This window comes from Streptomyces apricus (assembly GCF_008369065.1).
GTDB lineage: Bacteria > Actinomycetota > Actinomycetes > Streptomycetales > Streptomycetaceae > Streptomyces > Streptomyces apricus.
Window position 1 is genome coordinate 42,292 of record NZ_VDFC01000011.1, and the last position, 23,063, is coordinate 65,354.

Below are 23,063 nucleotides of genomic sequence, written 5' to 3' on the forward strand. Positions count from 1 at the left end.
TGATGACCTCCTACGCAGACCCCCACCTCTCACTCGTGCGGCCGGTCCGGCCGCTGACCCCCGAAGGATGTCAGGAGTGTCTGGCGACCGGCTCCCCGTGGGTCCACCTGAGGCTCTGCCTGACCTGCGGGCACGTGGGCTGTTGCGACTCCTCGCCGAACAGGCACGCCCGTAAGCATGCCGCTGTCGACGCCCATCCGATCGTGCAGTCGTTCGAGCCCGGCGAGGACTGGCGCTGGTGCTACGTCCACGAGGCGCTCGTCTGATGTCCGGCGACCGGTCGCCGGCGGGCGCAGAACCGCACCCGGAGGAGGGGGACGAGGCCGCCTTCCGGGAGACCCCGGACGTCGAGGGCGCGTATCCGCGCCTCACGGAGGAGCAGACAGCACGTCTGGCGGAGCACGGGCAGCGCCGGAGCGTGGCTCCGGGCGACGTGCTGATCCGGGAGGGCGAGCGCTGCGAGACGTTCTTCGTCATCCTCAGCGGTGCGGTCGCCGTCGTCGAGGACTACGGCACCCCCGACGAGCACGTTCTGCGCGTGCACGGCCCCGGTCGCTTCATCGGCGAACTGGGCCTGCTGCACGGGCAGGTGGCCTTCTACACCGCGGTCGCCAGGGAGCCCGGCGAGGTACTCGTCGTCCCCCTGGACCGGCTGCGCCACCTGGTGTCCCAGGACTCCGCCCTCGGCGACGTGGTGCTGCGCGCCTGTCTGTGCCGTCGCGCGGCGCTGGTCGGGCAGGGCGCCGGCTTCCGCATCATCGGCTCGCGCTACTCGCCCGACACCAGGCGGCTGCGCGAGTTCGCCGTCCGCAACCGGCTGCCGCACCGCTGGATCGACCTGGAGACCGACAAGGAGGCCGAGGACCTGCTGCGGCGCTTCGGCGTCGGCCCGGAGGAGACACCCCTCGTCATCTGGCGGGAGACCACCCTGCTGCGCAACCCCAGCAACGCGGAACTGGCCCGGCTCATCGGCCTGCCGTCACCGCCCGCGGAGAATCCCCACGGCGACGTCCTCATCGTGGGCTCCGGACCCGCCGGCCTCGCCGCCGCGGTGTACGCCGCCTCCGAGGGCCTGAGCACCACGGTGGTGGAGGCGATGGCCACCGGCGGCCAGGCCGGCACGTCGTCGCGCATCGAGAACCTGCTCGGCTTCCCCTCCGGCGTCTCCGGCGCCGAACTCACCGAACGCGCCGTGCTCCAGGCCGACAAGTTCGGCGCGGGGATCAGCCTTCCGCTGGAGGCGACCGGCCTGCGGCGGAAGGACGGGGACCACTACGTGCTGGCGTTCGCCGACGGCACCGAGATCGCCGCCCGCGCCGTCGTCCTGGCCATGGGAGCCCGCTACCGCCGGCTCCGGGTGCCCGGGATCGAACGCCTGGAGGGAACGAGCGTGCACTACTCGGCGACCGTCTACGAGGCCAAGCAGTGCAGCGCCGACCCGGTGGCCGTCGTCGGCGGAGGCAACTCGGCGGGCCAGGCGGTGCTGTTCCTCGCCGGGTACACACCGAAGGTGTACCTGCTGGTCCGGGGGGACAGCCTTGAGGCCAACATGTCCCGCTACCTGATCGACCAGGTCGAGCGCCATCCGCGGGTGGAGGTCATGCTGCACACCGAGGTCACCGAGGTGTTCGGCCAGGAAGTCCTCGAGGAACTCGACGTGGTCGACAACCGCACCGGCGGGCACCGCCGGCTCGGGGTACGGAGCCTGTTCGTCTTCACCGGCGCCGACCCCCACACCGAGTGGCTCGCCGGCACCGTCGCCCTCGACTCCCGCGGCTTCGTCCTCACCGGGCCCGAGGCCCAGGAAGCCTGCGCCGACCCCGAGGTGTGGCACGGCCTCGGGCGCTCCGGCATGAGCCTGGAGGCCGGCCTGCCCGGGGTCTTCGCGGTGGGGGACGTCCGCAGCGGCTCGGTGAAGCGGATCGCCTCCGCGGCCGGTGAGGGCGCGATGGCCATCCACTTCGTGCACCGGCACCTGGGGCACTCCGCCGTGCCCGGCACCACGGGCACGGCGGCCGCCGCCGCGGGCGGTTCGGACGTCTCCCCGCCCCTGCACCGCAAGGAGTCCCCGTGGTTCGCGTGACCCGGGGCGGATGACGGAGGTCGGCGGCTCCTCGGGGCCGCCGACCTCGTCGCGGCCCTCGTCGTGATCACGCGATGGGCCGGACCGCCTGCGGGGTGTTCGAGCGCGGGTCGTCGTCGGGACCCGGCGACGCCGGAAGATCCCGTACGTCAGCGGTGTGGCCGGAGTCCTGATGCGGCCACCGCCGGTCCGTTGCGGTCCGGTCGCGGACCAGCCCGCGATAGAGCTCCTGGTACGCGAAAGCCATGTTCAGGGTGTCGAACCGGCGGCGTACCTGTTCCCGGCAGGCCCACGGGGAGAGACGGTCGACGGAGCGCAGCGCGGCGGGCAGTTGCTCGGGCCGGTCGCAGACGAAGCCGGTGACGCCGTCGTCGACGATCTCCGGTACCGAGCCGCGGCGCAGGGCGACGACCGGTGTGCCGCAGGCCATCGCCTCCACCATGACCATGCCGAAGGGCTCCTCCCAGCAGATGGGGAAGACCAGGCACCGGGCGTGGGCGAGCAGGTCGAGCTTGGTGGCGCGATCGGCCTCCCCGATCCACCGGGCGTCCTCCCCCAGCCGGGGCCGGACCTCCGCGTCCACGTAGGGCTGCTCCGCCGGGTCGTTGCACGCGCCGGCGATGACGATGGGCAGGCCCGCCTCGCGGGCCGCGTCGATGGCCAGGTGGACGCCCTTGTCCGCGGCGAGGCGGCCGAGGAAGACGGCGTAGCCGCCCTTGCGGGGACGGTACGAGTAGTCGGTGGTGCGTACCGCGTTGTACACCTGGCCGGACCACGGGATGTCCGGGGCCTGCGCCTGCTGCGCCCGGGAGAGCGCCACCAGGTGCACCGTGTCGCCGAGGGCACGGTAGTACTCGCCGGTCGTCCCGGCGACGGGTCCGTGCGCGGTCACCACGGTGGGGGCGCGGCGGCGGAGCGCCTGGAGGGGGCCCGCGGTGCTGTGGTCGTGGATGACGTCGGGACGCAGGGAGAGCAGTGTCCTGGCCGCTCGTGCGGCATGCACCACTTCCGGTCCGGCCATTCCCAGCTGGTCGCCCTGGGGGGTGTCGTAGGTGGAGACGAAGCGGCCCTGGGTTCCGTTGTGTCCCACGCCGATGACGGTGACCCGGTGGCCCAGTTCGACGAGCCCGTCGACCAGTTCGGCGCACATCGCCTCGATCCCTCCGTAGCCGGCCGGCGGGAGTTCGAACCAGGGGGTCGAGAGCATCGCGATGTTCAGCGGGGTGATACCGGACATGGCGTTCACTCTCCTGTCGGCGACTGGTCGCTGGCGTGATGGCTCGGTGGCGCGCTCAGGGGCCGACGGGGCTGGTGCACGATCTCGATGTCGTCGGGCAGCCCGGTGATGCGGGTCGACTCGCCGTCCACCTCCAGGTCGACGCTCCGGCCCGCCAGCGAGATGTTGTGGATCCGCAGGCGTCCGTAGCGGGCCGGCCAGGCCGGGGCCATCCATATCTGGCCGTGCGACATCCAGGGGTCGATCCGCAGCAGCGCGCGGACCAGCTGGACCGGGCTGGCGGCGGCCCAGGCCTGCGGCGAGCACGAGGTGGGATACGGCAGCGGCGCGTCGTAGTCGCTGCGGTCGAAGCCGCAGAACAGCTCGGGCAGCCGGCCGCCGAAGGCCTCCGCGGCGTCGAGGATGCCGGTCGCCACCCGGGTGGCCTCCTCCACGAAGCCGTACCGCATCAGGCCGGTGGCGATGAGGGCGTTGTCGTGCGGCCAGATCGAGCCGTTGTGGTAGCTCATGGGGTTGTAGGCACCCATCGTGGACGCCAGGGTGCGTACGCCCCAGCCGGTGAACATCTCCGGTGACAGCAGGCGCTCCGCCACCTGCTCGGCCTTGTCGCGGTCGGCGATCCCGGTCCAGAGGCAGTGGCCCATGTTGGAGGCGAGGGCGTCGATCGGGCGTTTGTCCCGGTCGAGGCCGACCGCGTACCACCCGCGTTCGGGCAGCCAGAACTGCTCGTTGAAGGCCTTCTTCAGCGCGGCCGCCCGCTGCGCCCAGTGCTCGGCCGCCTTGAGGTCGCCGGCCTCCTGGGCGAAGTGCGAACGCACGACGTAGGCCGCGTAGACGTAGCTCTGCACCTCGCACAGGGCGATCGGCGGTTCGGCCAGCCTGCCGTCGGCGAAGTTGATGCCGTCGTAGGAGTCCTTCCACCCCTGGTTGAGCAGGCCGTTGCCGGTCATCCGCTGGTACTCCACGAAGCCGTCGCCGTCCCGGTCGCCGTACTCCTCGATCCACTGCAGCGCCCGGTCGGCGTGCGGCAGCAGGGCCTCGACCTCGTCGGGCGCGATGCCCCACCGGCTGAGCTCCCCCAGGACGATCACGAACAGCGGGGTGGCGTCGGCGGTGCCGTAGTAGACGCTGCCCCGGCTGCCGGCGAGCGGGAAGTTCAGGCCGAACCGGGTCTCGTGCAGGATGCGTCCGGGCTGTTCCTCGGTGTCCGGGTCGACCTTGCTGCCCTGATCGCGGGCCAGGGTCTGCAGGGTGCCCAGGGCCAGGGTCTGGTCCAGTGGCAGTGCCATGTACGAGGACAGCAGCGAGTCGCGGCCGAACAGGGCCATGAACCAGGGGGCACCCGCGGCGACCGCCGTGTGTCCGGGGTTGCGCGGGTCGAAGATGCGCAGCGCGCCCAGGTCCTCCAGGCTCCGCCGCAGCGTCCTGTGCAGTTCCGGGTCCTCGATGTCGGTGACGCGCGGGGCGTTCTCACGCCAGGCGCGCAGGCGACGCGCCGGCCCCGACTCGCCGGGCTCCGTCCCCGGGTGGAAGACACCGCCGGCCTCCTCGCCCTCGACACCGGGGCGGACCAGGACGGTGGCATGCCATTCGCCGTGCGCCGGCAGCTCGGCCAGGAAGTCCAGCCCGTCCGGCCGCGCGGTGGCACCGCTGCCCTCCACCCGTACGCCGCGCAGGAAATCACCGGAGTGCAGGACGAACTCGACGGCTTCGCCGACGGGGGTGGCCCCGACCTCGCCCGTCCCGCGTACGCGGCCCTCCTTGACGGCGAACACGTCGGCGAAGTCGGCGCCCACCTTCAGGGAGACCGGCACCGTCATCGGACGCGTGCTGAGGTTGCGCAGCCGGAGGTCCTCGCGCATTCCCTCGCCGAGGTAGCGCCGGCGTTCCAGCAGGAGTTCGCTCTGCGCGCCGCGCGGCGGGACGCGGGAGACGAACGTGGTGCTGTACGGGTTCTGGGAGAGCACGGTGAGGTGGTGCGGCCGGCGGCCGTCCACCCGGACCTGCCAGTCGGAGACGACCCGCATGTCGCGGAAGAACAGCCCCTGCGGCACCTCGGCCTCCATGTCGCCCGAGGTGCCCGAGACGCAGAACGTCGGCCCCTCGACCAGGGTGACGGTGGCCGCCGCGAGCACCGCGGGTTCCGTCTCCTCGACGACGGCGTTCAATTCGTCGGTCACGGCTGCTCCTGACCCGAGGCGCCGACGAGGGCCTCGAAGTCCCGGGGCAGCTGGGACAGCACCTGGCGGAACTCGCCGTCGCTGACCGCGTCCCTCAGCGTGCTCAGCTCGGCCCGTACGCCTTCCCGGGCCTCGTCCGGGCTCACCCCTGCTCGGCTGCTCACCCGGTCGACGAACTCGTCGAGTCCGAAGGACTCGGCCTCCGGAGTGGGAGAGACCAGCGGTTCCTTGAGCGGCTTGGGCAGTTCGGACGCGAGGTCCTCCGCCTCACCCCTGGTAAGCCGCTCGGCCAGTGTTTCCAGGGTGGCCCGGGTGAGGGGCTCCACCTTCTCCGGGGGGACAGGGGCGCGCCGGGTGACGGTGTCGAGGAAGGTGTCGTAGTCCATGAGGCATTGCCTTTCCGAAAGGTTGCACCTGCCTGGTGCGGGACCTGAGGAAGCCGCCGAGGGGTGCTGCGTGCGTGCGGGGGCGGCGGGCCGATGTGCGTCAGGGCGCAGGCGTCCCAGCGCCTGCGGGAGTGGGACCGGGCATCTCCATGCTCCGGATGCGCATCACGCCCTGCCTGCTCCCGTGGGGAGGAAAAGGGGCGGGCTCGCTGGGCCTCCGGGTGCAAGTGCAGAAGGTGCACATTGCAACAAAGGGGACACCGGCGCTGGTCCTCCGGGAGAAGCACGGGGAAGGGGAGGCCGCTTCCCGGCCCGGCCGGGGACGGGGCTGCGCATGTCTTGCTGCCCTGCCGGTGCAGAAGGGCGTGTCCCTTTTCGGCCCGGGATGCGGAGGCGCCTGGTGAGCGGGCTCTGCGAATCTCGACCGGGAGGAGCCGGAGACGGCGCGGCCCGGATGTCCACGCTCACGAAGACGGCTGGACCAGGACTGTCCTCCGTCCGGGCGTCCCCGCTGGGTGCCTCCGTCGCGCACGTCGCGCGCGTCGTACAACCAGCAATTCGTGAAGGGAGCCGACCATGACACTAGAACTCCGCGGAATGCGGGTGGGGATCCTGGCCACCGACGGCGTCGAGCGCGTGGAGCTCGACCAGCCGCGTGGCGCGCTGCAGGGCGCAGGGGCGAAGACCGAGATCATCTCGCTCCACCAGGGGGAGATCCAGGCCCGCCAGTTCGACCTCGACCCGGCAGGAAGCTTCCCGGTGGACCGGCTGGTCGCCGACGCCTCCGTAGACGACTACCAGGCGCTGCTGCTGCCCGGCGGCACCATGAACCCCGACCAGCTGCGCATGGACCGCGACGCGGTGCGGTTCGTGAAGGACTTCATGGCCAGCGGGAAACCGGTCGCGTCGATCTGCCACGGCCCGTGGACCCTGGCGGAGGCCGACGCCGTGCGCGGCCGCCGTCTGACGTCCTGGCCCAGCATCCGCACCGATCTGCGCAACGCCGGCGCCGACGTCGTCGATGAGGAGGTGGTCGTCGACGGAGAGCTGGTCACCAGCCGCGGCCCGGACGACCTGCCCGCCTTCTGCGCCGCCGTCGTGGAGCGGTTCGCCCGGGCGCACCACCCCGTGCCCGGCTGAACCGGGCACCTGGTCGCCGCGGAGAGCCGGCGGCGCACGGTGGAAGAGGAGAGGGGGCCCGGTGGGCTCCCTCTCCGGCGTGCCACGGGCCGGTGGGCCGCTTCCGGGCCGCGAAGCCGGGAGGCGGCGTATCCGGCATCCGGCACGACCAGGGTCTCCGGGGCGCCCGCACAGCCGGCACCGGCACCGCTACCGCCACAAGCCGCCTCCAGCCGCCGTGGACCGCCACGCATGAACGTGCAGCTCATAGCTGATCCGAGCTCCAGCCGCCCGCATCCCCCTCGACCACCGTCAAGAACGTCAGGGCGAGCCCGCCGCCGAGGTGATCGCGGCGCCGGAGCTGCTGCACCGGGGGCCGGGCGGGTGTGCCGGGTCAGGCACTGGTTCCGGTGAGAGTGGCGGTTGCCTGCCACAGTCGTTCGGCGACGGCCGGGTCCTGGCCGGCCCGGCTGGGCCTGCGGATCAGCGGGTGGCCCGTGAAGCTGAACAAACCGTCCGGGCCGACATACGCGTTGCCGGGCACGCCCTGCGTGGCCGCGTACAGCAGCGGCAGCGCTCCGTGCTCGACGTCCTGGACCAGGAACGGAAGCCGGTTGACGATGTTGAGCTTCGAGTGCGTGACCAGTCCGGTCCGCGCGACGCCGGGGTGCGCGACGACCGAGCGGACGGGGCTGCCCGCAGCATCGAGACGGCGCTGCAATTCCAGCGAGAACAGAACAACGGCAAGCTTGGACGACTCGTAGGCAGCCAACGAGTTGTATGTGCGGGCGCGCCAGTCGAGGTCGTCGAGCTTCAGCCTGGCGAACCGGTGCAGTTGGCTGGACACCGTCACCACGCGGTCGGTCAGCCGCGGCAGCAGCAGGTTGGTGAGCACGAACGGTCCGAAGTAGTTCGTGGCGGTCTGCACGTCCAGGCCCTGCGCGGTACGCGCCGCCGGGATGTGCATCACCCCGGCATTGTTGATCAGAACGTCGATTTCGCCGGTGCAGGACCGCGCGAACGCCCGTACCGAATCCAGGTCGGCGACATCGAGGTGACGGACATCGAAGTCGCCGCGCATACCGGCCACTGCCCGGCGCGCCTTGTCGGTGTCGCGGACGGCAAGCACCGTGTGGGCTCCGACCCGGGCGAGTTCGCGGGTGGCCACCAGTCCGATCCCTCCACCTGCGCCGGTGATCACCACCGTCTTGCCGGTCATGTTGGGCAGCTGGTCCGCGGTCCATGAGGCCATGGGAAACACCCTCCAGATGTTGCGTGCTCGCTCCTTGACGTCATCCAGTGGAGACGTTCCGTGCCGGCGGATGAAGGACCTGCTCAGCCACTGAACGGCAGGGCGTGGCTAACCCTCGCCCACCTGCCGGACGATGAGGTCGGGGCGGACGACATGTGAGGTGGGAGCCCGATGGTGGACACAACGCTGGACCGCGACGGTCTGGCCGCTTTCCTGCGCGGCCGCCGGGAGCTGATGCAGCCCGAGGATGTCGGGTTGCGTCGCGGGGCCCGCCGGCGCACGAGCGGACTGCGCCGCGAGGAGGTCGCCGAGCTGTGCGACATGTCGCCCGACTATCTGGCCCGTCTGGAACGCGGCAGCGGGTCCCAGCCGTCCCAGCAGATGGCCGCAGCCATCGCCCGAGGACTGCGCCTGACCCTGGACGAGCGTGACCACCTGTTCCTGCTGTGCGGGCACCGCCTGCAACCACGGCATCTGCGCGACGCGCACATCAGTCCGGGGCTGCTGCGCGTCATGGACCGGCTCCAGGACACCCCGGCCCAGATCCTGGGCCCGGTCGGGGAGACGCTGCAGCAGACGCCGCCCGCCGTGGCCCTGCTCGGCGAGCAGACGCATCACACCGGCCCGGCACGTAGCGCCCTCTACCGGTGGTTCACCGATCCCACCGCCCGCGATCGCTACCTGCCCGACGACCACCACCTGCACAGCCGCGTCTACGTCACCGTCCTGCGCGCCACTGCCACCGCGCAGGGCCCCCGGTCGCCGGCCGCCTCACTGGTGGCCGACCTGAAGCACAACGAGGAATTCGCCGAGCTGTGGAGCCGTCAGGAAGTAGGACTGCGGTGGAGCGGTGCCAAACGCTTCGTCCACCCCGAGGTCGGGCGCATCGACCTTTACTGTCAGACACTTCTCGACCCCGACCAGGGGCAGTCACTGCTCATCTTCACTGCCACGCCCGGCACGGACAGTGACCACAAGCTCGCTCTGCTGAAGGTACTCGGCTCCGACACGTTCACCGGAGCCTGAGGAGACGTCGACAAGTAAGCCCTTGGCAGGGTGCCGTCCAGCAGCACGAGTGCCTTCGCCGATGCCGAACCCAGCCGCCGACTGGGCGTACGGGTGGCCGTTGCGAAGGTGGGTGAGAGTGACCAGGGCCTGGGTGGAGACGGTGCGCGTGAGCGTCAGCGCCCCCGTGTGTCCCAGTTCGCGAGCACGGCGTCGGCCGCGGCGTGCAGGTGGCGCGCTGACATGCCGTCACATACCTGTGTCGAAATACCGAGCAGGAAGCCGTGGATCATTGACGTGACGCCGTCCACGTCGGTGTCTTCGGCGAGTTCTCCTGAGGTGACGCCGCGGACGACGCACGCCCTGATGCGCGCTCGGTCCGCTGCGCGGCGCGCCGCCACGACCTTTCGCGCTCCGGCCTCGCCCGCTCCCGGTGCCCGGGTCGTCCCCGAGAGGGCGACAAGGCATCCGCGAGGGTGGGATGTGTCGGTCTGCATGTCGATCGACCCGTGGAGGAGCCGGGCGATGGCCTCGCGGGGACTTTCCGCCTCGTCGGCCACGACATCGGTGACGCTGCCAGGTCCGGCGATGTAGTGCTCAACGGCCTTCTCGAACAGTCCCTCCTTCGAGCCGAAGGCGCCGTAGAGGCTCGCGGAGGACAACCCTGTGGTCTCGCGGAGCTGGGCCAGCGATGTCGCTTCGTAGCCCTGTTCCCAGAACAGCAGCATCGCGGCCTCCAAGACGGCCTCCATGTCGAAGATGCGGGGACGGCCGGCAGGGGACACGGCGAACCTCCTCCATTGCGGACTGACCGATCCAGTTTGACACCCGCAAGCGGGTCGATCAATATCGGATCGTTCGATCCGTAAATGGTGAAGGAGTCCGATCCGATGACCACGACGTGTCCCACACCGGTGCGCGAGCGAGCGCACGAGTCGTTCCCCGTTCCGGCACTGGTGGTGATGGCGTGTACCGGATTCATCGTGATCATGACCGAGACGCTGCCGGCGGGGCTGCTCCCGCAGCTCGCCGCCGGACTCGACGTCTCCGAAGGCGGCGCCGGCCAGCTCGTGAGCGCCTACGCGATCGGAACGGTCCTCTCGGCGGTACCCGCGATCGCGCTGACACGCGGGGCGCGGCGTAAGCCGCTCCTCCTTGCGGGCCTGCTCGGGTTCCTTGTCGCGAACGCCGTCACCGCGATATCGCCGTCGTTCACCGTTGCTCTTGTCGCCCGGTTCGTCGGGGGAGCCTTCTCCGGCCTGCTGTGGGGCATGCTCGCCGGATACGCCCGGCGTATCGCCGCACCTGAGCACGCCGGGCGTGCCCTTGCCATCGCCATGGCCGGTACCCCCGTCGCACTCTGCGTCGGAACACCCCTCGGCGCCTGGCTGGGCTCGACGGTCGGGTGGCGCTGGTCCTTCGCCGCGATGTCACTGCTCAGCGTCCTCGTCATGGTCTGCGCGAAGTTCCTCGTGCCCGACGCCCCGGGGCAGTCGGCGCAGACACGCGTTCCGCTCAGCCGAGTGCTGGGCATTCCCGGTGTGGCGACCGTCCTCGCCGTCGTATTCGTCTGGATGCTCGCGCACAACCTGCTCTACACCTACATCGCCTCCTATCTGCAGCAGATGCGTCTCGCGCTCCGGCTCGATGTCACACTCCTCGTCTTCGGCGTCGCCGCGCTCGCAGGTATCTGGATCACCGGTGTGTTCATCGACAGCGCGCTTCGCAGGCTCACCCTGGCGAGTGTGGTCCTGTTCATCGTCGCCGGGGCGTTTCTCGCCGCCGCGCAGCAGTCCACCGTGCTCGTGCTGCTCGCGATCGTCCTGTGGGGCCTCGCGTTCGGCGGCTCGGCGACGCAGTTGCAGACGGCCATGGGCGAGGCCGCGGGCGAGAACGCCGATGCGGCGAACGCGATGCTGACGACATCCTTCAACATGGCGATCTTCGCGGGTGGTGCTGTGGGGGCTGTGGTCGTCGACGGCGTGGGCGCACCGGTTCTTCCAGCCGGGATGATCGCTCTCACACTCATGGCGCTCGTCATGGTCGGCCTCGGCCGGCGCGCAGCATTCCCCGCAGGGCGTTGAACGAGAACCGACCGGACGGCTCCTCGTGGGTGCGGTGGTCTGTGCCGTCGAGGGCGGCAAGCATGTGCGTCACGCCGCCCCACCGGTTACGGGTGGCCCGCAGCCGGTGGGGCTTGCCTTCTGGACGCCGGGCCCTGGCCTTGCGCGGCTGAAGGTCGAGAGGGCCGAACTCGTCGACGCATATCACCCGGCCGCCGGCCGGGGCGGTGTCGTACAGGGCCGGGACCCGGTGCATCCTGACGATGAGGTTCGGATCGGTAGAGGCCTTCCACGTGGTCCTGGCCCGCCATGAGATCTTGCCGGAGCGGTGGATGACATTCATCGCGCTCATCCGCCACTGGAGACACCTCCGCGCATGCTTCTGTCACGTGGCCGTGGCTGCTTCCTCGTTGGCGGCGACCGCCCTCGCCAGCAGTGCCGGGTCGGCCAGCGTGGCGGGGTGGCGCAGCATGTAGGAGACGTTGTTGAACGCGCGCGTGACGTCCCCGTCGAGGAGGGTGGCGGCCGTGATCTGTTCCATGGCCCACCGCTGTCGCGCGATGTCCTCCGGTACGTCGGTGCCGTCCCGCGCGTCGAGGCGGGCGGCGTCGCCCCCGGCGGAGACCGCCCAGGCGGCGTCCACGACCACCTGCTGGAGACGGAAGAACTCCCGGGCGGCCGAGCCCAGTTCGGGGCTACCGCCGAGGTAGGAGGCCAGGCAGGAAGCGTGCAGCGCGGCGGAGCTCATGCCCTGGCCGTAGATCGGGTTGAACGACGCCACGGCGTCCCCCACACTGACCAGGCGTGCGGGAAAGCGGCCCACGTCGGCGAAGTGGCGCCGTCGGCTCTCGGCCTGGTGGTAGGTCACCACGTCGCCGATGACGGCGCCGGCGGTGGCCGTGGTGAAGACCGAGGGCAGCTTGGCGCACGCCTCGCGGAACTCGTCGACCGTCCGACCGGGCCGGCTGTCGCCGTACCCCATCAGCATGACGATCCACCGCTCGTCCTCGATAGGATTCGCCGCCGCGACGGACACCCCGCCCGAGGGGTACTCCGGCGAGAAGAGCGCCAGGGCGCCGGGAGCCTCCAGGTCGGCGACGTCCACCGGCCGCTCGAACAGGGCTGTCGCGTAGTTGATGGGGGCTTCCAGCCGCTCCAGGCCGGGCTGGTCGTAACCGCCCTGCCCGAGCCAGTTGGACAGCCTGCTGGAGCGCCCCATGGCGTCCACGACGAAGTCCGCGTCGAGCACCTCCGCGCCGGCGTCGCCGTGATCCCCGCCGGCGGTCGCGACGTAACGGACGGCGCTGACGGCGTCGTCGCGGTACCCCAGTCCGGTCGCCCGCCCCCGCAGGACGGACACGTTGGGCAGGGACGTGATCCGGCCCCGGATCAAGGTCTCCAGCAGAGGGCGCCCGATCGTGAGCAGCCGGTGGTCCTCACCGTCAGGTGCCTGCGGCACGCCGTCGAGGGAGGTGGCCCCCTTGCCGGGCACCAAGTGCGCGCCCCGGTCCTGCGCTTCCTTCGTGAACCCCGGAACCCACCGCTCCAACCACAGCTGACCGGCCGGGAGCAGCGTGTGCACCTGCTGGTCCTGGGGCACGCCGGGACGCGGCCCGGTCTGCGCCGAGACGTCGTCGGACTCGATGACGACGACCCGTCGTGCGCGGTCGGAGAGCACCCGCGCCGCCAGGAGACCCGCGATGCTGCCGCCGATCACACAGGCCGTGTCGAACAGCACGGGTACGTCGCCGGGCGGGTCGACGTGGACGAGCTTCTCGAAGAGGGAGACCGCGGAATCGGTCATGGAACGTGCTCCAGTGGCTGAAGGAATGCGCACCGCAGCGCGCGCTCCGGTGCGGGGACCGGCCCCCGAAGGGCCCGTTACGGCCACTCTCGCCCGCTCCGGCCGTCGGCGTCTTGTTCCGGTCTGCCACCCGGGCTTGTACTTCCCTGCCACGCACGGGAGTTCGCGGGCCGCACCTGTACCCTGTCCCGGTGGACAGCACCGTCAGCGCGTCGTCCTGGCGGGTGGGCGGCGCCTCGCCACCAGTGGTCGACATCGCCGTGCCCTACGCCGACGAGAACCGCAACCATGTGCTGCTCGGTGAATGGCGCCGCCAGGGGGGCGAGGCGTTACCGGCGCCCCCGCTGATACTGCCGCGGCACAGTGAAGGGGCGTACCGGGTCCGCATCCGGGCCCAGCGGATGCTCGACGTCTCCGTCGAGGACCAGTACAGCGACGCGATCGCCGGAGACACCGGCGGCCCGGGCGGCCACCTCGAATCCATGGTCGTCACGCACATCATGCTCAGCGGCGAGTTGCGATTCGCCTCGCGGAAACAGCAGTCCAGGGTGGGAGCCGGGACACTGTGCGTCCGCAGGAACGAGGAACCCTGGGACTTCGAGTACGCCCGGGGTACGCGAGCGGTCGTGGTGGGCCTGCCCGCGAGCGCCCTCCGCTTCCCGTCGAACACCCTCGCCGTCACCGCCGACCAGGCGTCTCCCGCCGCACGGCTGCTCCTCGCCCAGCTCCGTCTCTTCGCGGAGCTGTCGGACGAGCTCGGGCCCGCGGCCGCCACGGCGGCGCGCGACGCGACAGCCGAGCTGTTCCAAGGGCTCCTGAACGACCAGGTCGTGGATGACGCGGACTTCACTCCGGCGCTCCTCGAAGCGGCGCGGGGGTACATCGAGGACCGGCTGCTCGACGATCCCGACCTGAACCCCCGAGCCATCGCGGACGCGCTCCGGGTGTCGGTCCGCACGCTCTACCGTGTCTTCGCCCAGCAGGCGACGTCGTCGGTCATGGCGTACGTCCGTGAACGACGCCTCGATCGCGCGAGGGCGGATCTCGTCTCCACACGCCTGACCGTGTCCGAAGTGGCCGCCCGCTGGCACTTCGCGGACGGCAGCCACTTCGTCAAGGCGTACAAGAAGCGCTTCGGCGAAACACCGACCGCAGGCCGACGGGGCTGACCGCTCTTCACGCGCCACAGCGAAGTTCCCCGATCTTCGATACCCACAACGGGGACTTCCGGGCGGCTGTGCGGGCAATCTCCTCGCGCAGGGCGGGTGCGCGGGATCGGCCTGACAGGCCGTTCGATGTCATGGAATCGTGCTGATACCGGTATCGACAATAACTGACCGGACGAGACTCGGCGCTGCCGCAGAGTCGCGCTCCGCGTGCTGGTAGTACTCGTGGTGCACCCACGAGCCGCTTCACCCCCGTGCACCGTCACAGCGGGCCGACCCGCTCCACGTAGTTCCCCGCTGCGGTCCTGCTGAAAGGCCGCCAACAGAGTCGGCATCCCGTACAGAGACATCCTCATGCGCGCCTGTGCACGTGACCTTCGCCGCTGCAAGGTCGATACTGCCGATGACGGCACTGTCACCGATACTGATCCAGCCACGCAGAGGAGCCGCCGACCCGCCCGTACAACCGGCACCGGACCGGCACCGCTACCGCCACAAGCCGCTTCCAGCCGCCGTGGACCGCCATGGTCCAGTACCCGCGCCACACCCTTTGACCAGGAAAAACGCAGGTCGGAAGCCCGCCTGCCGAGCTCCCCAGGAGGTACCGGTGAAGATGCTCATCAACGTCGCGGAGACGGTTGTCGCGGACGCGTTGCGGGGGATGGCCGCCGCGCATCCCGAGCTGACCGTGGACGTCGAGAACCGGGTGATCGTACGGCGGGACGCCCCCGTGGCCGGGAAGGTGGGGCTCGTCTCCGGCGGCGGGTCGGGGCACGAGCCGCTGCACGGCGGATTCGTGGGCCCCGGGATGCTGTCCGCGGCCTGTCCCGGCGAGGTGTTCACCAGTCCGGTGCCCGACCAGATGGTGCGGGCCGCGGCCGCCGTCGACAGCGGCGCGGGCGTGCTGTTCGTCGTGAAGAACTACACCGGTGACGTGCTCAACTTCGACATGGCGGCGGAGCTCGCCGAGGACGAGGGCATCCGGATCGCCAAGGTGCTCGTCGACGACGACGTGGCCGTCACCGACAGCCTCTACACCGCCGGCCGCCGCGGCACCGGCGCGACCCTGTTCGTGGAGAAGATCGCCGGCGCCGCCGCCGAGGAGGGCCGGCCGCTGGAGCAGGTCGAGGCGCTGGCCCGCCGGGTCAACGAGAACGCGCGCAGCTTCGGCGTCGCGCTCAGCGCCTGCAGCACGCCCGCCAAGGGCAGCCCCACCTTCGACCTGCCGGCCGGGGAGCTGGAGCTGGGCGTCGGCATCCACGGCGAGCCGGGCCGGGAGCGGCGGGCCATGATGACCTCGCGGGAGATCGCCGACTTCTCGGTGCACGCCGTCCTGGAGGACCTGGACCCGCGCAACCCCGTCCTGGTCCTGGTCAACGGCATGGGCGCCACCCCGCTGCTTGAGCTGTACGGCTTCAACGCCGAGGTGCAGCGGGTGCTGACCGAGCGCGGCGTGCCGGTGGCCCGCACCCTCGTCGGGAACTACGTCACCTCGCTCGACATGGCCGGCGCCTCGGTGACCCTCTGCCAGGTCGACGAGGACCTGCTGCGGCTGTGGGACGCGCCGGTGCGTACGGCGGGCCTGCGCTGGGGCATGTGAACCGCGGGACCCTCCCGTCCCCGCCGGGCGACCGCGGCACACGGCCGCCCCTCCCACCACGCAAGGAGATCCAGTGTTCGACGCCGACTTCTTCCGCCGTTGGATGACGGCGACCGCCGCCTCCGTGGAACGCGAGGCGGAGCGGCTCACCGCCCTCGACTCGCCGATCGGCGACGCCGACCACGGCAGCAACCTGCAGCGCGGCTTCCGGGCCGTGGTGGAGACCCTGGAGAAGGAGGAGCCCGGCACGCCGGGCGCCGTCCTGACCCTCGCCGGACGCCGGCTGATCTCGACGGTGGGCGGTGCCTCCGGGCCGCTGTACGGGACCCTGCTGCGCCGCACCGGCAAGGCGCTCGGTGACGCGGCCGAGGTCGGCGGGCAGGACCTCGCCGAGGCGCTGCGCACCGGCGTGGACGCGGTACGGCAGCTCGGCGGGGCGGCGCCCGGCGACAAGACGATGGTCGACGCGCTCGTGCCGGCCGTCGACGCGCTCGGCGATTCCTTCGCCGCGGCCCGCGCCGCCGCCGAGCAGGGCGCCCTGGCGACCGCGCCCCTGCAGGCGCGCAAGGGCCGGGCCAGCTATCTGGGCGAGCGCAGCGTCGGGCACCAGGATCCGGGCGCCACCTCCTCGGCGCTCCTGATCGCGGCGCTCGCGGAGGTGGCCGGTGAGTGACACCACGCGGGACGACGAGAAGCTCGTGGGCATCGTGCTCGTGTCGCACAGCGCGGCGGTGGCCGCCGCGGTCGCCGAGCTGGCGACGGGGCTCGCGGGCGGCGGCCCGACCGCCCCGGTGGCGCCGGCGGGCGGCGACGAGGACGGCGGCCTCGGCACCAGTTCCGAGCTGGTCTCGGCAGCGGCCGCCGCCGTGGACCGCGGCGCCGGGGTCGCCGTGCTCACCGACCTGGGCAGCGCGGTCCTCACCGTGAAGGCCCTGCTGGCCGAGGGCGACGAGCTGCCGCCGGACACCCGGCTGGTGGACGCGCCGTTCGTGGAGGGCGCGGTGGCGGCGGTCGTCACGGCCTCCGCCGGAGCGGACCTCGCCACGGTGGAGGCGGCGGCTGCCGAGGCGTACACGTACCGGAAGGTCTGACGCGCGGGGCGGAGGTACGGGAGGAGCGGCGGGGCCGGGCGCGCGCCCGGCCTCAGCTCCGGCCGACGAACTCCCGGGCGAGCTTCTCCCCCTGCGCGGCGGCCGCCCGGCGGCTCTCGATGGGAGAGGCGCCCGAGTCCTTGAACAGGATGTAGGTGACCCCGGACGCCGCGCCGCCGCCCGTGGGGTCGGGACGGATGCCGAGGTCCCGGGCCAGGGCGTACGAGGCCTCGCCGATGATGTCGTCGGGGCCGATGTCGCCGACCACCGCGTACCCGACCCGGTCGCCGTGGACGACGGCGGCGACCGTCCCGCGCCGGACGTCGTGCTTGCGGTGGTTCCAGCGGCGGCTCGGCGCGGGCACGACGACGTACGGCAGCCGCTCGGCGCTCAGCTGGCGCCCGTCGGACTGCTGGTAGGCGGTGTTCTCGGAGAAGAGCGGGTCGGTCCGCGCGTTGCAGTGCCGGCCGGGTCTGCCGTCGCAGTCGATGTCCATGTCGGCCTTCCAGAAGACGGCGTCGCGCCGGCCGCAGACCTCGATGTCCGCGGGCTCGCCGTCGTCGCTGCGGAAGCGGCCGCGTGAGACGGGTGCGCAGTCGCGTACCGCGGCCAGCAGTTCCGCGGCCCGGACCTCCCCCGTCCGCCACGGCTCCAGCGGCTTCCGCTGCTCGCGCGACTCCCGTCCGCCGGATGCGCCCAGTGCGCCCGGCATGCCCAGCAGGGCGGGAGCGTCCGGTGCGTCCGGCGCGTCGCCCGCTTCGGGGGTGTACGCGGCCCGCTCGTGCCCGGCGTCCAGGGTGACCGGGGCGGCGCCGGGGAGCGCGGCGGGAGCGATCAGCGCGGCACCGGCCGCGGCCGTCATCAGCGACCGGACTCGCACGATAGGACCCTCTCCTGGACGGGTACTGACGAACACTCAGCCCAATCTGGAGGGGATCCGCGGGGGCGGCCACCGCTGGGGGGCCGTACGGTGCACGGCCGGTGACGGGTCGTCGGGGCCGGGCGGCCTCGCCGGCGCGGGATCAGCGACGACAGCGTTCCGCACCGCGGCGTGAACTCCGCTGCGAAAGAGGCGAGTTCAGCCTTCAAGAGGATCAGCATACGTAATGCCCGGTCGATATCGCGAACGGCGGCCCTCTTGCTGCGGGCGCACCGGCGGCGTCATATTGGTCCGGACCAATCTCGTCGAGGAGGGTCGAAGGAGGCAGGGCTGTGCGACGCGTACTCCTGCGAGCCGCCGTGACCGGGGGCGCGCTCCTGACGACGGTGTCCTGCGGCCTCGGCGGACAGGACACGGACGGTGGCAGCGGCCCGCCCGGGGCCCCGGCCGGCGTCACCGCGGCGGCGGGCAGCGCGACCAGCGTGCACGTCATGTGGAACAGGGCCGCAGGGAAACCCGAGGTCACCCGCTACGAGGTGTACCGCGGCGCGACCAAGGTGAAGGAAGTGCCCGGTTCGGAGCACATGGTCGACATCACCAGGCTCGCACCGTCGACCTCGTACGCCTTCTCCGTCCGGGCACGGGACGCCGACGGGCGGCTCGGCCCGCCGAGCGAGCGGGTACGGGCCACCACGCCCGCCGCGACCGCCGCCGACGAGCGGGCCCCGAGCCGTCCGGGGGACCTGCGCGGCAGGACGGCCGGGAGCGGGGCCGTCCAGCTGTCCTGGTCCCGGTCCACGGACGACCGGGGCGTGGCCTCGTACGACATCCGGCAGGGCGACACGAAGATCCACAGTGTGGGCGGGGCGCAGACGGCGGCCGTGGTCACCGGGCTGCGGCCGGGCACGCGGTACTCCTTCACGGTCCGGGCGCGCGACGCGGCGGACAACCTCTCGCCCGCGAGCCGGACCGTCCGGATCAGCACCCCGGCGGGCGGCGCGGACACCGCCTCCGGGACGGGCACGGCACCGACCGGGTTCCGGGCCGCGACGCACCGCACGGACGGGGCCCACTACCTCGACCTGTCGTGGACCGCGCCCGAGGTGGACGGGGTGGTCGCGGAGTACCAGATCCAGCTCGACCGCAAGCCGGTCACCTCGCTGGTCTGGGGTGCGCCGCCGTCCGGCGACAAGGCGACGTACAGCTTCTACGTCGGACGGGAGGCCGGGGTCACGCAGCGGGTGCGGATCCGGGCGAAGCTGCCGGACGGCACGTGGGGCGCCTTCTCGGCGGAGCGGACGGTGACGACCGGGGGCCGGGCGGCGCGCTGATCCCCCGGAGCCGGGCGGTGCGGTGACCACCGGGACGGCAGGGCGGTGCGGTGACCACCGGGACGGCCGGGCGGTGCGGGCCGGGCGCGGGCGCCATCGGTGGTGGGCCGGACGGTGGATCCTTTCACCTGCACGGTCCTGGCCGGGTGCGGGATCGGCGGCCGTCGCCTTGGCTCGGTCCGAAGGCAGCACGGGCGTTCCCCACCCTCGGCGGCTCATGGGATGTACCGCCACCGTGCCGTCGGAGGGCAGTCCTATGCGCATGACACAGACACTCGTCCGCTCCGGCCCGGCCGTGGCCGCCGCCGCGCTGCCACTGGTCCTCGGCCCGGCCGGTCCGGCCGCCGCGGCCACGGGCATCGACGTCACCACCAGCGGCACGACCGTGCAGGTGACCACTTCCGCGTGCGCCACCCGGTCCAACGGCTCGATGGGCAACGCCTCCCTGCTCTCCAGCGGGCAGGCGAACTTCGCGCAGGGGCGCCAGGTGACCCTGTCCGGGACCAGCGGCAGCCAGTCGGCCGCCTGGTCGAGCGTCACCTCCGGCACCTACACCGTCGTCGTGGTCTGCGCCGACGGCTCGACGGCGGGCACGCAGGCCGTCACGGTCTCGCCGGTCTCGACGCCCACGATCTCCGCGACGACGACACCGACCGCGCCGACCGCGACGGCGTCCCCGTCGCGCGGGGTGATGGGCGGGATGGGCAGCACCACGAAGGACTACAGCGGTGTCACGTACGCGGCCGGTGGCGTCCTGGTCGCCGCCGGTGTCGGCGGCGCGGTGTGGGCCCTGCGCCGCCGCTCCAGGCCCGACCGGATGTGACACCGGGCCGGACGCGGACGAGGTGTGACGCGAGTGCGGGTCAGGACGCGGGGTCCTCGGCCGCTGAGGACCCCGACGCCGAGGGCTTCGACGCCGAGGGCTCGGCCGCCGGGCGCTCGAACTCCTCCAGCGCCCGGGTGAGCCACCCCGTCCAGAAGGTCTCCAGGTCGATGCCGGCCCGCAGGACGAGGTGCTGCAACCGGTCCGCCGGAGCGTCCTTGCCCGGCGGGAAGTCGCGCTCCTGGATCTCCTCGTACTCCGCCAACTGCTCCCGGTGCAGGTCGAGATGGCGGCGCAGGTCGGCCTCGATGCCCTCGGTGCCGACCACCGCCGCGGCCCGCAGCCGCAGCAGCAGCGGGTCCCGCAGGGGCCTGGGGTCCTGGGAGGCGGCGGTCCAGCGGGCCAGTTCGGCGCGGCCCGCCGGCAGGACCTCGTACCGCTTCTTCTGCCCGCGTACGGGCTGCCGCGGCGCGAGGGCCCTGATGAAGCCCCCGGTCTCCAGTTTTCCCAGCTCGCGGTAGATCTGCTGGTGCGTCGCCGACCAGAAGTAGCCGATCGACTTGTCGAAGCGGCGGGTCAGCTCCAGCCCCGACGACGGCTTCTCTAGCAGGGCGGTGAGGATCGCGTGCGGGAGTGACATGCGGTCATCCTAGGGACGGGGAGGAGGGGGAACGGGGCTCCCCGTCCCTGCGCCTACAGGGCCGCCGCCAGTTCGGTGCCCTGCTTGACGGCGCGCTTGGCGTCCAGTTCGGCCGCGACGTCGGCGCCGCCGATGAGGTGCGCGCTGCGGCCCTCGGCGACCAGCGCGTCGTACAGGTCGCGGCGCGGTTCCTGGCCCGTGCAGAGCACGACGGTGTCGACCGGCAGGACGGAGCTCTCGCCGTCGACGGTGATGTGCAGCCCGGCGTCGTCGATGCGGTCGTAGCGCACCCCCGGGACCATGGTGACGCCGCGGTGCTTGAGCTCGGTGCGGTGGATCCAGCCCGTGGTCTTCCCCAGACCGGCGCCGACCTTGGACGCCTTGCGCTGCAGGAGGTGGACGGTGCGGGGCGGGGCCGGGCGCTCGGGGGCGCCGAGTCCGCCGGGTGCCCGGTAGTCCATGTCGACGCCCCAGTGCCGGAAGTACGTCGCCGGGTCCTCGCTCGCCTTGTCGCCGCCGTCGGTCAGGTACTCGGCGACGTCGAAGCCGATGCCGCCGGCGCCGAGGATCGCGACCCGGTCCCCGACGGGGGCGCCGTCGCGCAGCACGTCGAGGTAGCCGACGACGCTCGGGTGGTCCACGCCGGGGATCTCGGGGGTGCGCGGGCCCACCCCGGTGGCGACGACGACCTCCTCGTACGCGGTGAGGTCCCCGGCGGCGACCGGGGTGTTCAACCGGACGTCCACGCCGTGCAGTTCGAGCTGGCTGCGGAAGTAGCGGATCGTCTCGTCGAACRCCTGCTTGCCGGGGACGCGGCGGGCCACGTTGAGCTGGCCGCCGATCTCGCCCGCGGCGTCGTACAGGGTGACCTCGTGGCCGCGCTCGGCGGCGCCGACCGCGCAGGCGAGGCCGGCCGGGCCCGCGCCCACGACGGCGATCCGCTTGCGGGTACGGGTCGGGGCGAGGACGAGTTCCGTCTCGTGGCAGGCGCGCGGGTTCACCAGGCACGAGGTGATCCGGCCGCTGAAGGTGTGGTCCAGGCAGGCCTGGTTGCAGCCGATGCAGGTGTTGATGGTCTCGGGCCGCCCGGCCGCCGCCTTGCCGACGAAGTCGGGGTCGGCGAGCATCGGCCGCGCCATCGACACCATGTCCGCGTACCCGTCGGCGAGCAACTGCTCGGCCAGCTCGGGGGTGTTGATGCGGTTCGTCGTCACGAGCGGGATCGACACCGCGCCCATGACCTTCTTGGTGACCCAGGTGTACGCGCCGCGCGGCACCGAGGTCGCGATGGTCGGGATGCGTGCCTCGTGCCAGCCGATGCCGGTGTTGATGACGTTCGCGCCGGCGGCCTCGACGGCGCGGGCGAGGGTGATCACCTCGTCCAGGGAGGAGCCGCCGGGGACCAGGTCCAGCATGGAGAGCCGGTAGATGACGATGAAGTCGTCGCCGACCGCCTCGCGCACCCGGCGCACGATCTCCAGCGGGAACCGGGTGCGGTTCTCGTAGGAGCCGCCCCAGCGGTCGTCGCGGTGGTTGGTGCCGGCGGCGATGAACTCGTTGATCAGGTAGCCCTCGGAGCCCATGATCTCCACGCCGTCGTAGCCGGCGCTCCGGGCGAGGCGGGCGGCCCTGGCGTAGTCGTCGACGGTCCGCTCGACCTCGTCGTCCGTGAGGGCGTGGGGGGTGTGGGGGGGCCTGGAGGGCGCTGGGGGCGACGAGGTCCTGGTGGTAGGCGTAGCGGCCGAAGTGGAGGATCTGCATCGCGATCTTCCCGCCCGCGCGGTGCACGGCCTCCGTGATCACGGTGTGCTGTGCGGCCTCCGCCTCGGTGGTCAGCTTGGCGCCGCCCTCGTAGGGGCGGCCGGCCTCGTTGGGGGCGATGCCGCCGGTGACGATGAGGCCGACGCCGCCGCGGGCCCTGGCCGCGTAGAACTCGGCCATCCGCTCGAAGCCGTTCTCGGCCTCTTCGAGGCCGACGTGCATGGAGCCCATGAGCACGCGGTTCCTGAGGGTGGTGTGTCCCAGGTCCAGCGGCTGCAGCAGATGGGGGTAACGGGTCATCGGGCCCTCCGTACGCGGTGTCGTCCCCGCTGTTGTAGACGACGCGCACGGCTTTGTGCAACAAGTTGCATAAGGTATCCCCGTGAATGTGACGAGAGCCTCGTCGGGGGACTTGGGGTCGCTTGCGGGTGCGGCTGCGCTGTGGCCGGTCGCGCAGTTCCCCGCGCCCCTGGAGGGACGATGTGGCTCAGGAGCGTGCACGGGTGCGGCCCGACTGTGGCTGAGCGCGCAGTTCCCCGCGCCCCTAAAGACACCGCCGCCCCCGAAGGGGCGCGAGGAACTGCGCGACCAGCCACGACGGYCCCGCACCCTCAACACAACAGCACCCCCACCCCCCAGGGG

Annotated in this window: 20 protein-coding genes and 2 pseudogenes; 11 read left to right on the forward strand and 11 right to left on the reverse strand. The window is 72.1% G+C overall.

Annotated features, from left to right (window positions below; genetic code table 11):
* The first annotated feature begins 2 nt into the window (after positions 1-2).
* Together FGF04_RS04170 and FGF04_RS04175 are read left to right on the forward strand one after the other, a co-directional pair.
* Positions 3-266 (forward strand): UBP-type zinc finger domain-containing protein, encoded by a 264-nt coding sequence (locus FGF04_RS04170; protein WP_149509840.1) that lies wholly within the window; start codon positions 3-5, stop codon positions 264-266.
* Entirely contained in the window at positions 266-2,083 is a 1,818-nt protein-coding gene (locus FGF04_RS04175) for an FAD-dependent oxidoreductase (protein WP_149509841.1), read from the forward strand. Before FGF04_RS04170 ends, FGF04_RS04175 begins: the two co-directional genes overlap by 1 nt.
* A gap of 67 nt (positions 2,084-2,150) precedes the next feature.
* Here FGF04_RS04175 and FGF04_RS04180 read toward each other — a convergent pair whose 3' ends face one another.
* From FGF04_RS04180 to FGF04_RS04190, 3 genes are read right to left on the reverse strand one after another with little or no spacing between them, the layout of a single operon-like run.
* Positions 2,151-3,320, reverse strand: coding sequence for a glycosyltransferase family 4 protein (locus FGF04_RS04180; protein WP_223146343.1), 1,170 nt, complete (start codon positions 3,318-3,320; stop codon positions 2,151-2,153).
* A 5-nt stretch (positions 3,321-3,325) separates the two neighbouring features.
* Positions 3,326-5,500: an amylo-alpha-1,6-glucosidase gene (locus FGF04_RS04185; RefSeq protein WP_149509842.1), complete on the reverse strand. Its 2,175-nt coding sequence runs from the start codon at positions 5,498-5,500 to the stop codon at positions 3,326-3,328.
* The gene (locus FGF04_RS04190; protein ID WP_149509843.1) at positions 5,497-5,886 is read right to left on the reverse strand and encodes a DUF2267 domain-containing protein; all 390 of its coding nucleotides are present in this window, start codon (positions 5,884-5,886) and stop codon (positions 5,497-5,499) included. The genes FGF04_RS04185 and FGF04_RS04190 overlap by 4 nt, the downstream gene beginning before the upstream one ends.
* Positions 5,887-6,462: 576 nt before the next feature.
* On the opposite strand from FGF04_RS04190, the gene FGF04_RS04195 reads away from it, so the two are divergent.
* Entirely contained in the window at positions 6,463-7,026 is a 564-nt protein-coding gene (locus FGF04_RS04195) for a type 1 glutamine amidotransferase domain-containing protein (RefSeq protein ID WP_149509844.1), read from the forward strand.
* A gap of 373 nt (positions 7,027-7,399) precedes the next feature.
* On the opposite strand, the gene FGF04_RS04200 is transcribed toward FGF04_RS04195, so the two are convergent.
* Positions 7,400-8,257, reverse strand: a complete 858-nt coding sequence (locus FGF04_RS04200; protein WP_149509845.1) for an SDR family NAD(P)-dependent oxidoreductase — start codon at positions 8,255-8,257, stop codon at positions 7,400-7,402.
* A gap of 171 nt (positions 8,258-8,428) precedes the next feature.
* On the opposite strand from FGF04_RS04200, the gene FGF04_RS04205 reads away from it, so the two are divergent.
* Positions 8,429-9,283 carry a helix-turn-helix transcriptional regulator gene (locus FGF04_RS04205; RefSeq protein WP_188113953.1) on the forward strand — a complete coding sequence of 285 codons (855 nt, stop codon included), beginning with the start codon at positions 8,429-8,431 and terminating at the stop codon, positions 9,281-9,283.
* A gap of 48 nt (positions 9,284-9,331) precedes the next feature.
* Here FGF04_RS04205 and FGF04_RS41980 read toward each other — a convergent pair.
* Together FGF04_RS41980 and FGF04_RS04215 are read right to left on the reverse strand one after the other, a co-directional pair.
* Positions 9,332-9,490 (reverse strand): annotated as a pseudogene (locus FGF04_RS41980) (IS5/IS1182 family transposase); the annotation flags it as partial.
* Complete coding sequence (locus FGF04_RS04215) at positions 9,439-10,047, reverse strand: TetR/AcrR family transcriptional regulator (protein ID WP_149509846.1); 609 nt, start codon at positions 10,045-10,047, stop codon at positions 9,439-9,441. The gene FGF04_RS04215 and the pseudogene FGF04_RS41980, both read right to left, overlap by 52 nt.
* A gap of 105 nt (positions 10,048-10,152) precedes the next feature.
* Here FGF04_RS04215 and FGF04_RS04220 point away from each other — a divergent pair, with 105 nt between their 5' ends.
* Complete coding sequence (locus FGF04_RS04220; protein ID WP_149509878.1) at positions 10,153-11,346, forward strand: MFS transporter; 1,194 nt, start codon at positions 10,153-10,155, stop codon at positions 11,344-11,346.
* Here FGF04_RS04220 and FGF04_RS04225 read toward each other — a convergent pair.
* A complete protein-coding gene (locus tag FGF04_RS04225) occupies positions 11,300-11,677 on the reverse strand; it encodes a hypothetical protein (protein WP_149509847.1) in 378 nt (125 codons plus the stop codon). The genes FGF04_RS04220 and FGF04_RS04225 overlap by 47 nt on opposite strands.
* Positions 11,678-11,710: 33 nt before the next feature.
* Entirely contained in the window at positions 11,711-13,129 is a 1,419-nt protein-coding gene (locus tag FGF04_RS04230) for an FAD-dependent monooxygenase (protein WP_149509848.1), read from the reverse strand.
* A gap of 191 nt (positions 13,130-13,320) precedes the next feature.
* Here FGF04_RS04230 and FGF04_RS04235 point away from each other — a divergent pair, with 191 nt between their 5' ends.
* The 4 genes from FGF04_RS04235 to FGF04_RS04250 all read left to right on the forward strand — a co-directional run bounded on the left by FGF04_RS04235 (position 13,321) and on the right by FGF04_RS04250 (position 16,986).
* Positions 13,321-14,298 carry a helix-turn-helix transcriptional regulator gene (locus FGF04_RS04235; RefSeq protein ID WP_235882187.1) on the forward strand — a complete coding sequence of 326 codons (978 nt, stop codon included), beginning with the start codon at positions 13,321-13,323 and terminating at the stop codon, positions 14,296-14,298.
* 604 nt (positions 14,299-14,902) lie between these two features.
* Positions 14,903-15,895, forward strand: a complete 993-nt coding sequence (dhaK, locus tag FGF04_RS04240) for a dihydroxyacetone kinase subunit DhaK (protein WP_149509849.1) — start codon at positions 14,903-14,905, stop codon at positions 15,893-15,895.
* Positions 15,896-15,968: 73 nt separating this feature from the next.
* On the forward strand, positions 15,969-16,568 hold the full coding sequence (dhaL, locus tag FGF04_RS04245) for a dihydroxyacetone kinase subunit DhaL (RefSeq protein WP_149509850.1): 600 nt from the start codon (positions 15,969-15,971) through the stop codon (positions 16,566-16,568).
* On the forward strand, positions 16,561-16,986 hold the full coding sequence (locus FGF04_RS04250; protein ID WP_149509851.1) for a PTS-dependent dihydroxyacetone kinase phosphotransferase subunit DhaM: 426 nt from the start codon (positions 16,561-16,563) through the stop codon (positions 16,984-16,986). Before dhaL ends, FGF04_RS04250 begins: the two co-directional genes overlap by 8 nt.
* Before the next feature lie 52 nt (positions 16,987-17,038).
* Here FGF04_RS04250 and FGF04_RS04255 read toward each other — a convergent pair whose 3' ends face one another.
* The gene (locus tag FGF04_RS04255; RefSeq protein WP_235882188.1) at positions 17,039-17,866 is read right to left on the reverse strand and encodes a glycoside hydrolase family 75 protein; all 828 of its coding nucleotides are present in this window, start codon (positions 17,864-17,866) and stop codon (positions 17,039-17,041) included.
* Between the two features lie 332 nt (positions 17,867-18,198).
* Between FGF04_RS04255 and FGF04_RS04260 the strand changes: the two genes are divergently transcribed.
* Positions 18,199-19,197 (forward strand): fibronectin type III domain-containing protein, encoded by a 999-nt coding sequence (locus FGF04_RS04260; protein ID WP_149509852.1) that lies wholly within the window; start codon positions 18,199-18,201, stop codon positions 19,195-19,197.
* 256 nt (positions 19,198-19,453) lie between these two features.
* A complete protein-coding gene (locus FGF04_RS04265) occupies positions 19,454-20,020 on the forward strand; it encodes a hypothetical protein (protein ID WP_149509853.1) in 567 nt (188 codons plus the stop codon).
* A 40-nt stretch (positions 20,021-20,060) separates the two neighbouring features.
* On the opposite strand, the gene FGF04_RS04270 is transcribed toward FGF04_RS04265, so the two are convergent.
* Entirely contained in the window at positions 20,061-20,660 is a 600-nt protein-coding gene (locus FGF04_RS04270) for a PadR family transcriptional regulator (protein ID WP_149509854.1), read from the reverse strand.
* Positions 20,661-20,713: 53 nt separating this feature from the next.
* Positions 20,714-22,721, reverse strand: a pseudogene (locus FGF04_RS04275) (oxidoreductase).
* Positions 22,722-23,063 lie beyond the last annotated feature (342 nt).

Bases quoted from the DNA above. Each gene is read 5' to 3' on its own strand.
- FGF04_RS04170 (WP_149509840.1), top strand. From the start codon at position 3: ATGACCTCCTACGCAGACCCCCACCTCTCACTCGTGCGGCCGGTCCGG.
- FGF04_RS04175 (WP_149509841.1), top strand. From the start codon at position 266: ATGTCCGGCGACCGGTCGCCGGCGGGCGCAGAACCGCACCCGGAGGAG.
- FGF04_RS04180 (WP_223146343.1), bottom strand. From the start codon at position 3,320: ATGTCCGGTATCACCCCGCTGAACATCGCGATGCTCTCGACCCCCTGG.
- FGF04_RS04190 (WP_149509843.1), bottom strand. From the start codon at position 5,886: ATGGACTACGACACCTTCCTCGACACCGTCACCCGGCGCGCCCCTGTC.
- FGF04_RS04195 (WP_149509844.1), top strand. From the start codon at position 6,463: ATGACACTAGAACTCCGCGGAATGCGGGTGGGGATCCTGGCCACCGAC.
- FGF04_RS04200 (WP_149509845.1), bottom strand. From the start codon at position 8,257: ATGGCCTCATGGACCGCGGACCAGCTGCCCAACATGACCGGCAAGACG.
- FGF04_RS04205 (WP_188113953.1), top strand. From the start codon at position 8,429: ATGGTGGACACAACGCTGGACCGCGACGGTCTGGCCGCTTTCCTGCGC.
- FGF04_RS04220 (WP_149509878.1), top strand. From the start codon at position 10,153: ATGACCACGACGTGTCCCACACCGGTGCGCGAGCGAGCGCACGAGTCG.
- FGF04_RS04225 (WP_149509847.1), bottom strand. From the start codon at position 11,677: ATGAGCGCGATGAATGTCATCCACCGCTCCGGCAAGATCTCATGGCGG.
- FGF04_RS04230 (WP_149509848.1), bottom strand. From the start codon at position 13,129: ATGACCGATTCCGCGGTCTCCCTCTTCGAGAAGCTCGTCCACGTCGAC.
- FGF04_RS04265 (WP_149509853.1), top strand. From the start codon at position 19,454: ATGCGCATGACACAGACACTCGTCCGCTCCGGCCCGGCCGTGGCCGCC.
- FGF04_RS04270 (WP_149509854.1), bottom strand. From the start codon at position 20,660: ATGTCACTCCCGCACGCGATCCTCACCGCCCTGCTAGAGAAGCCGTCG.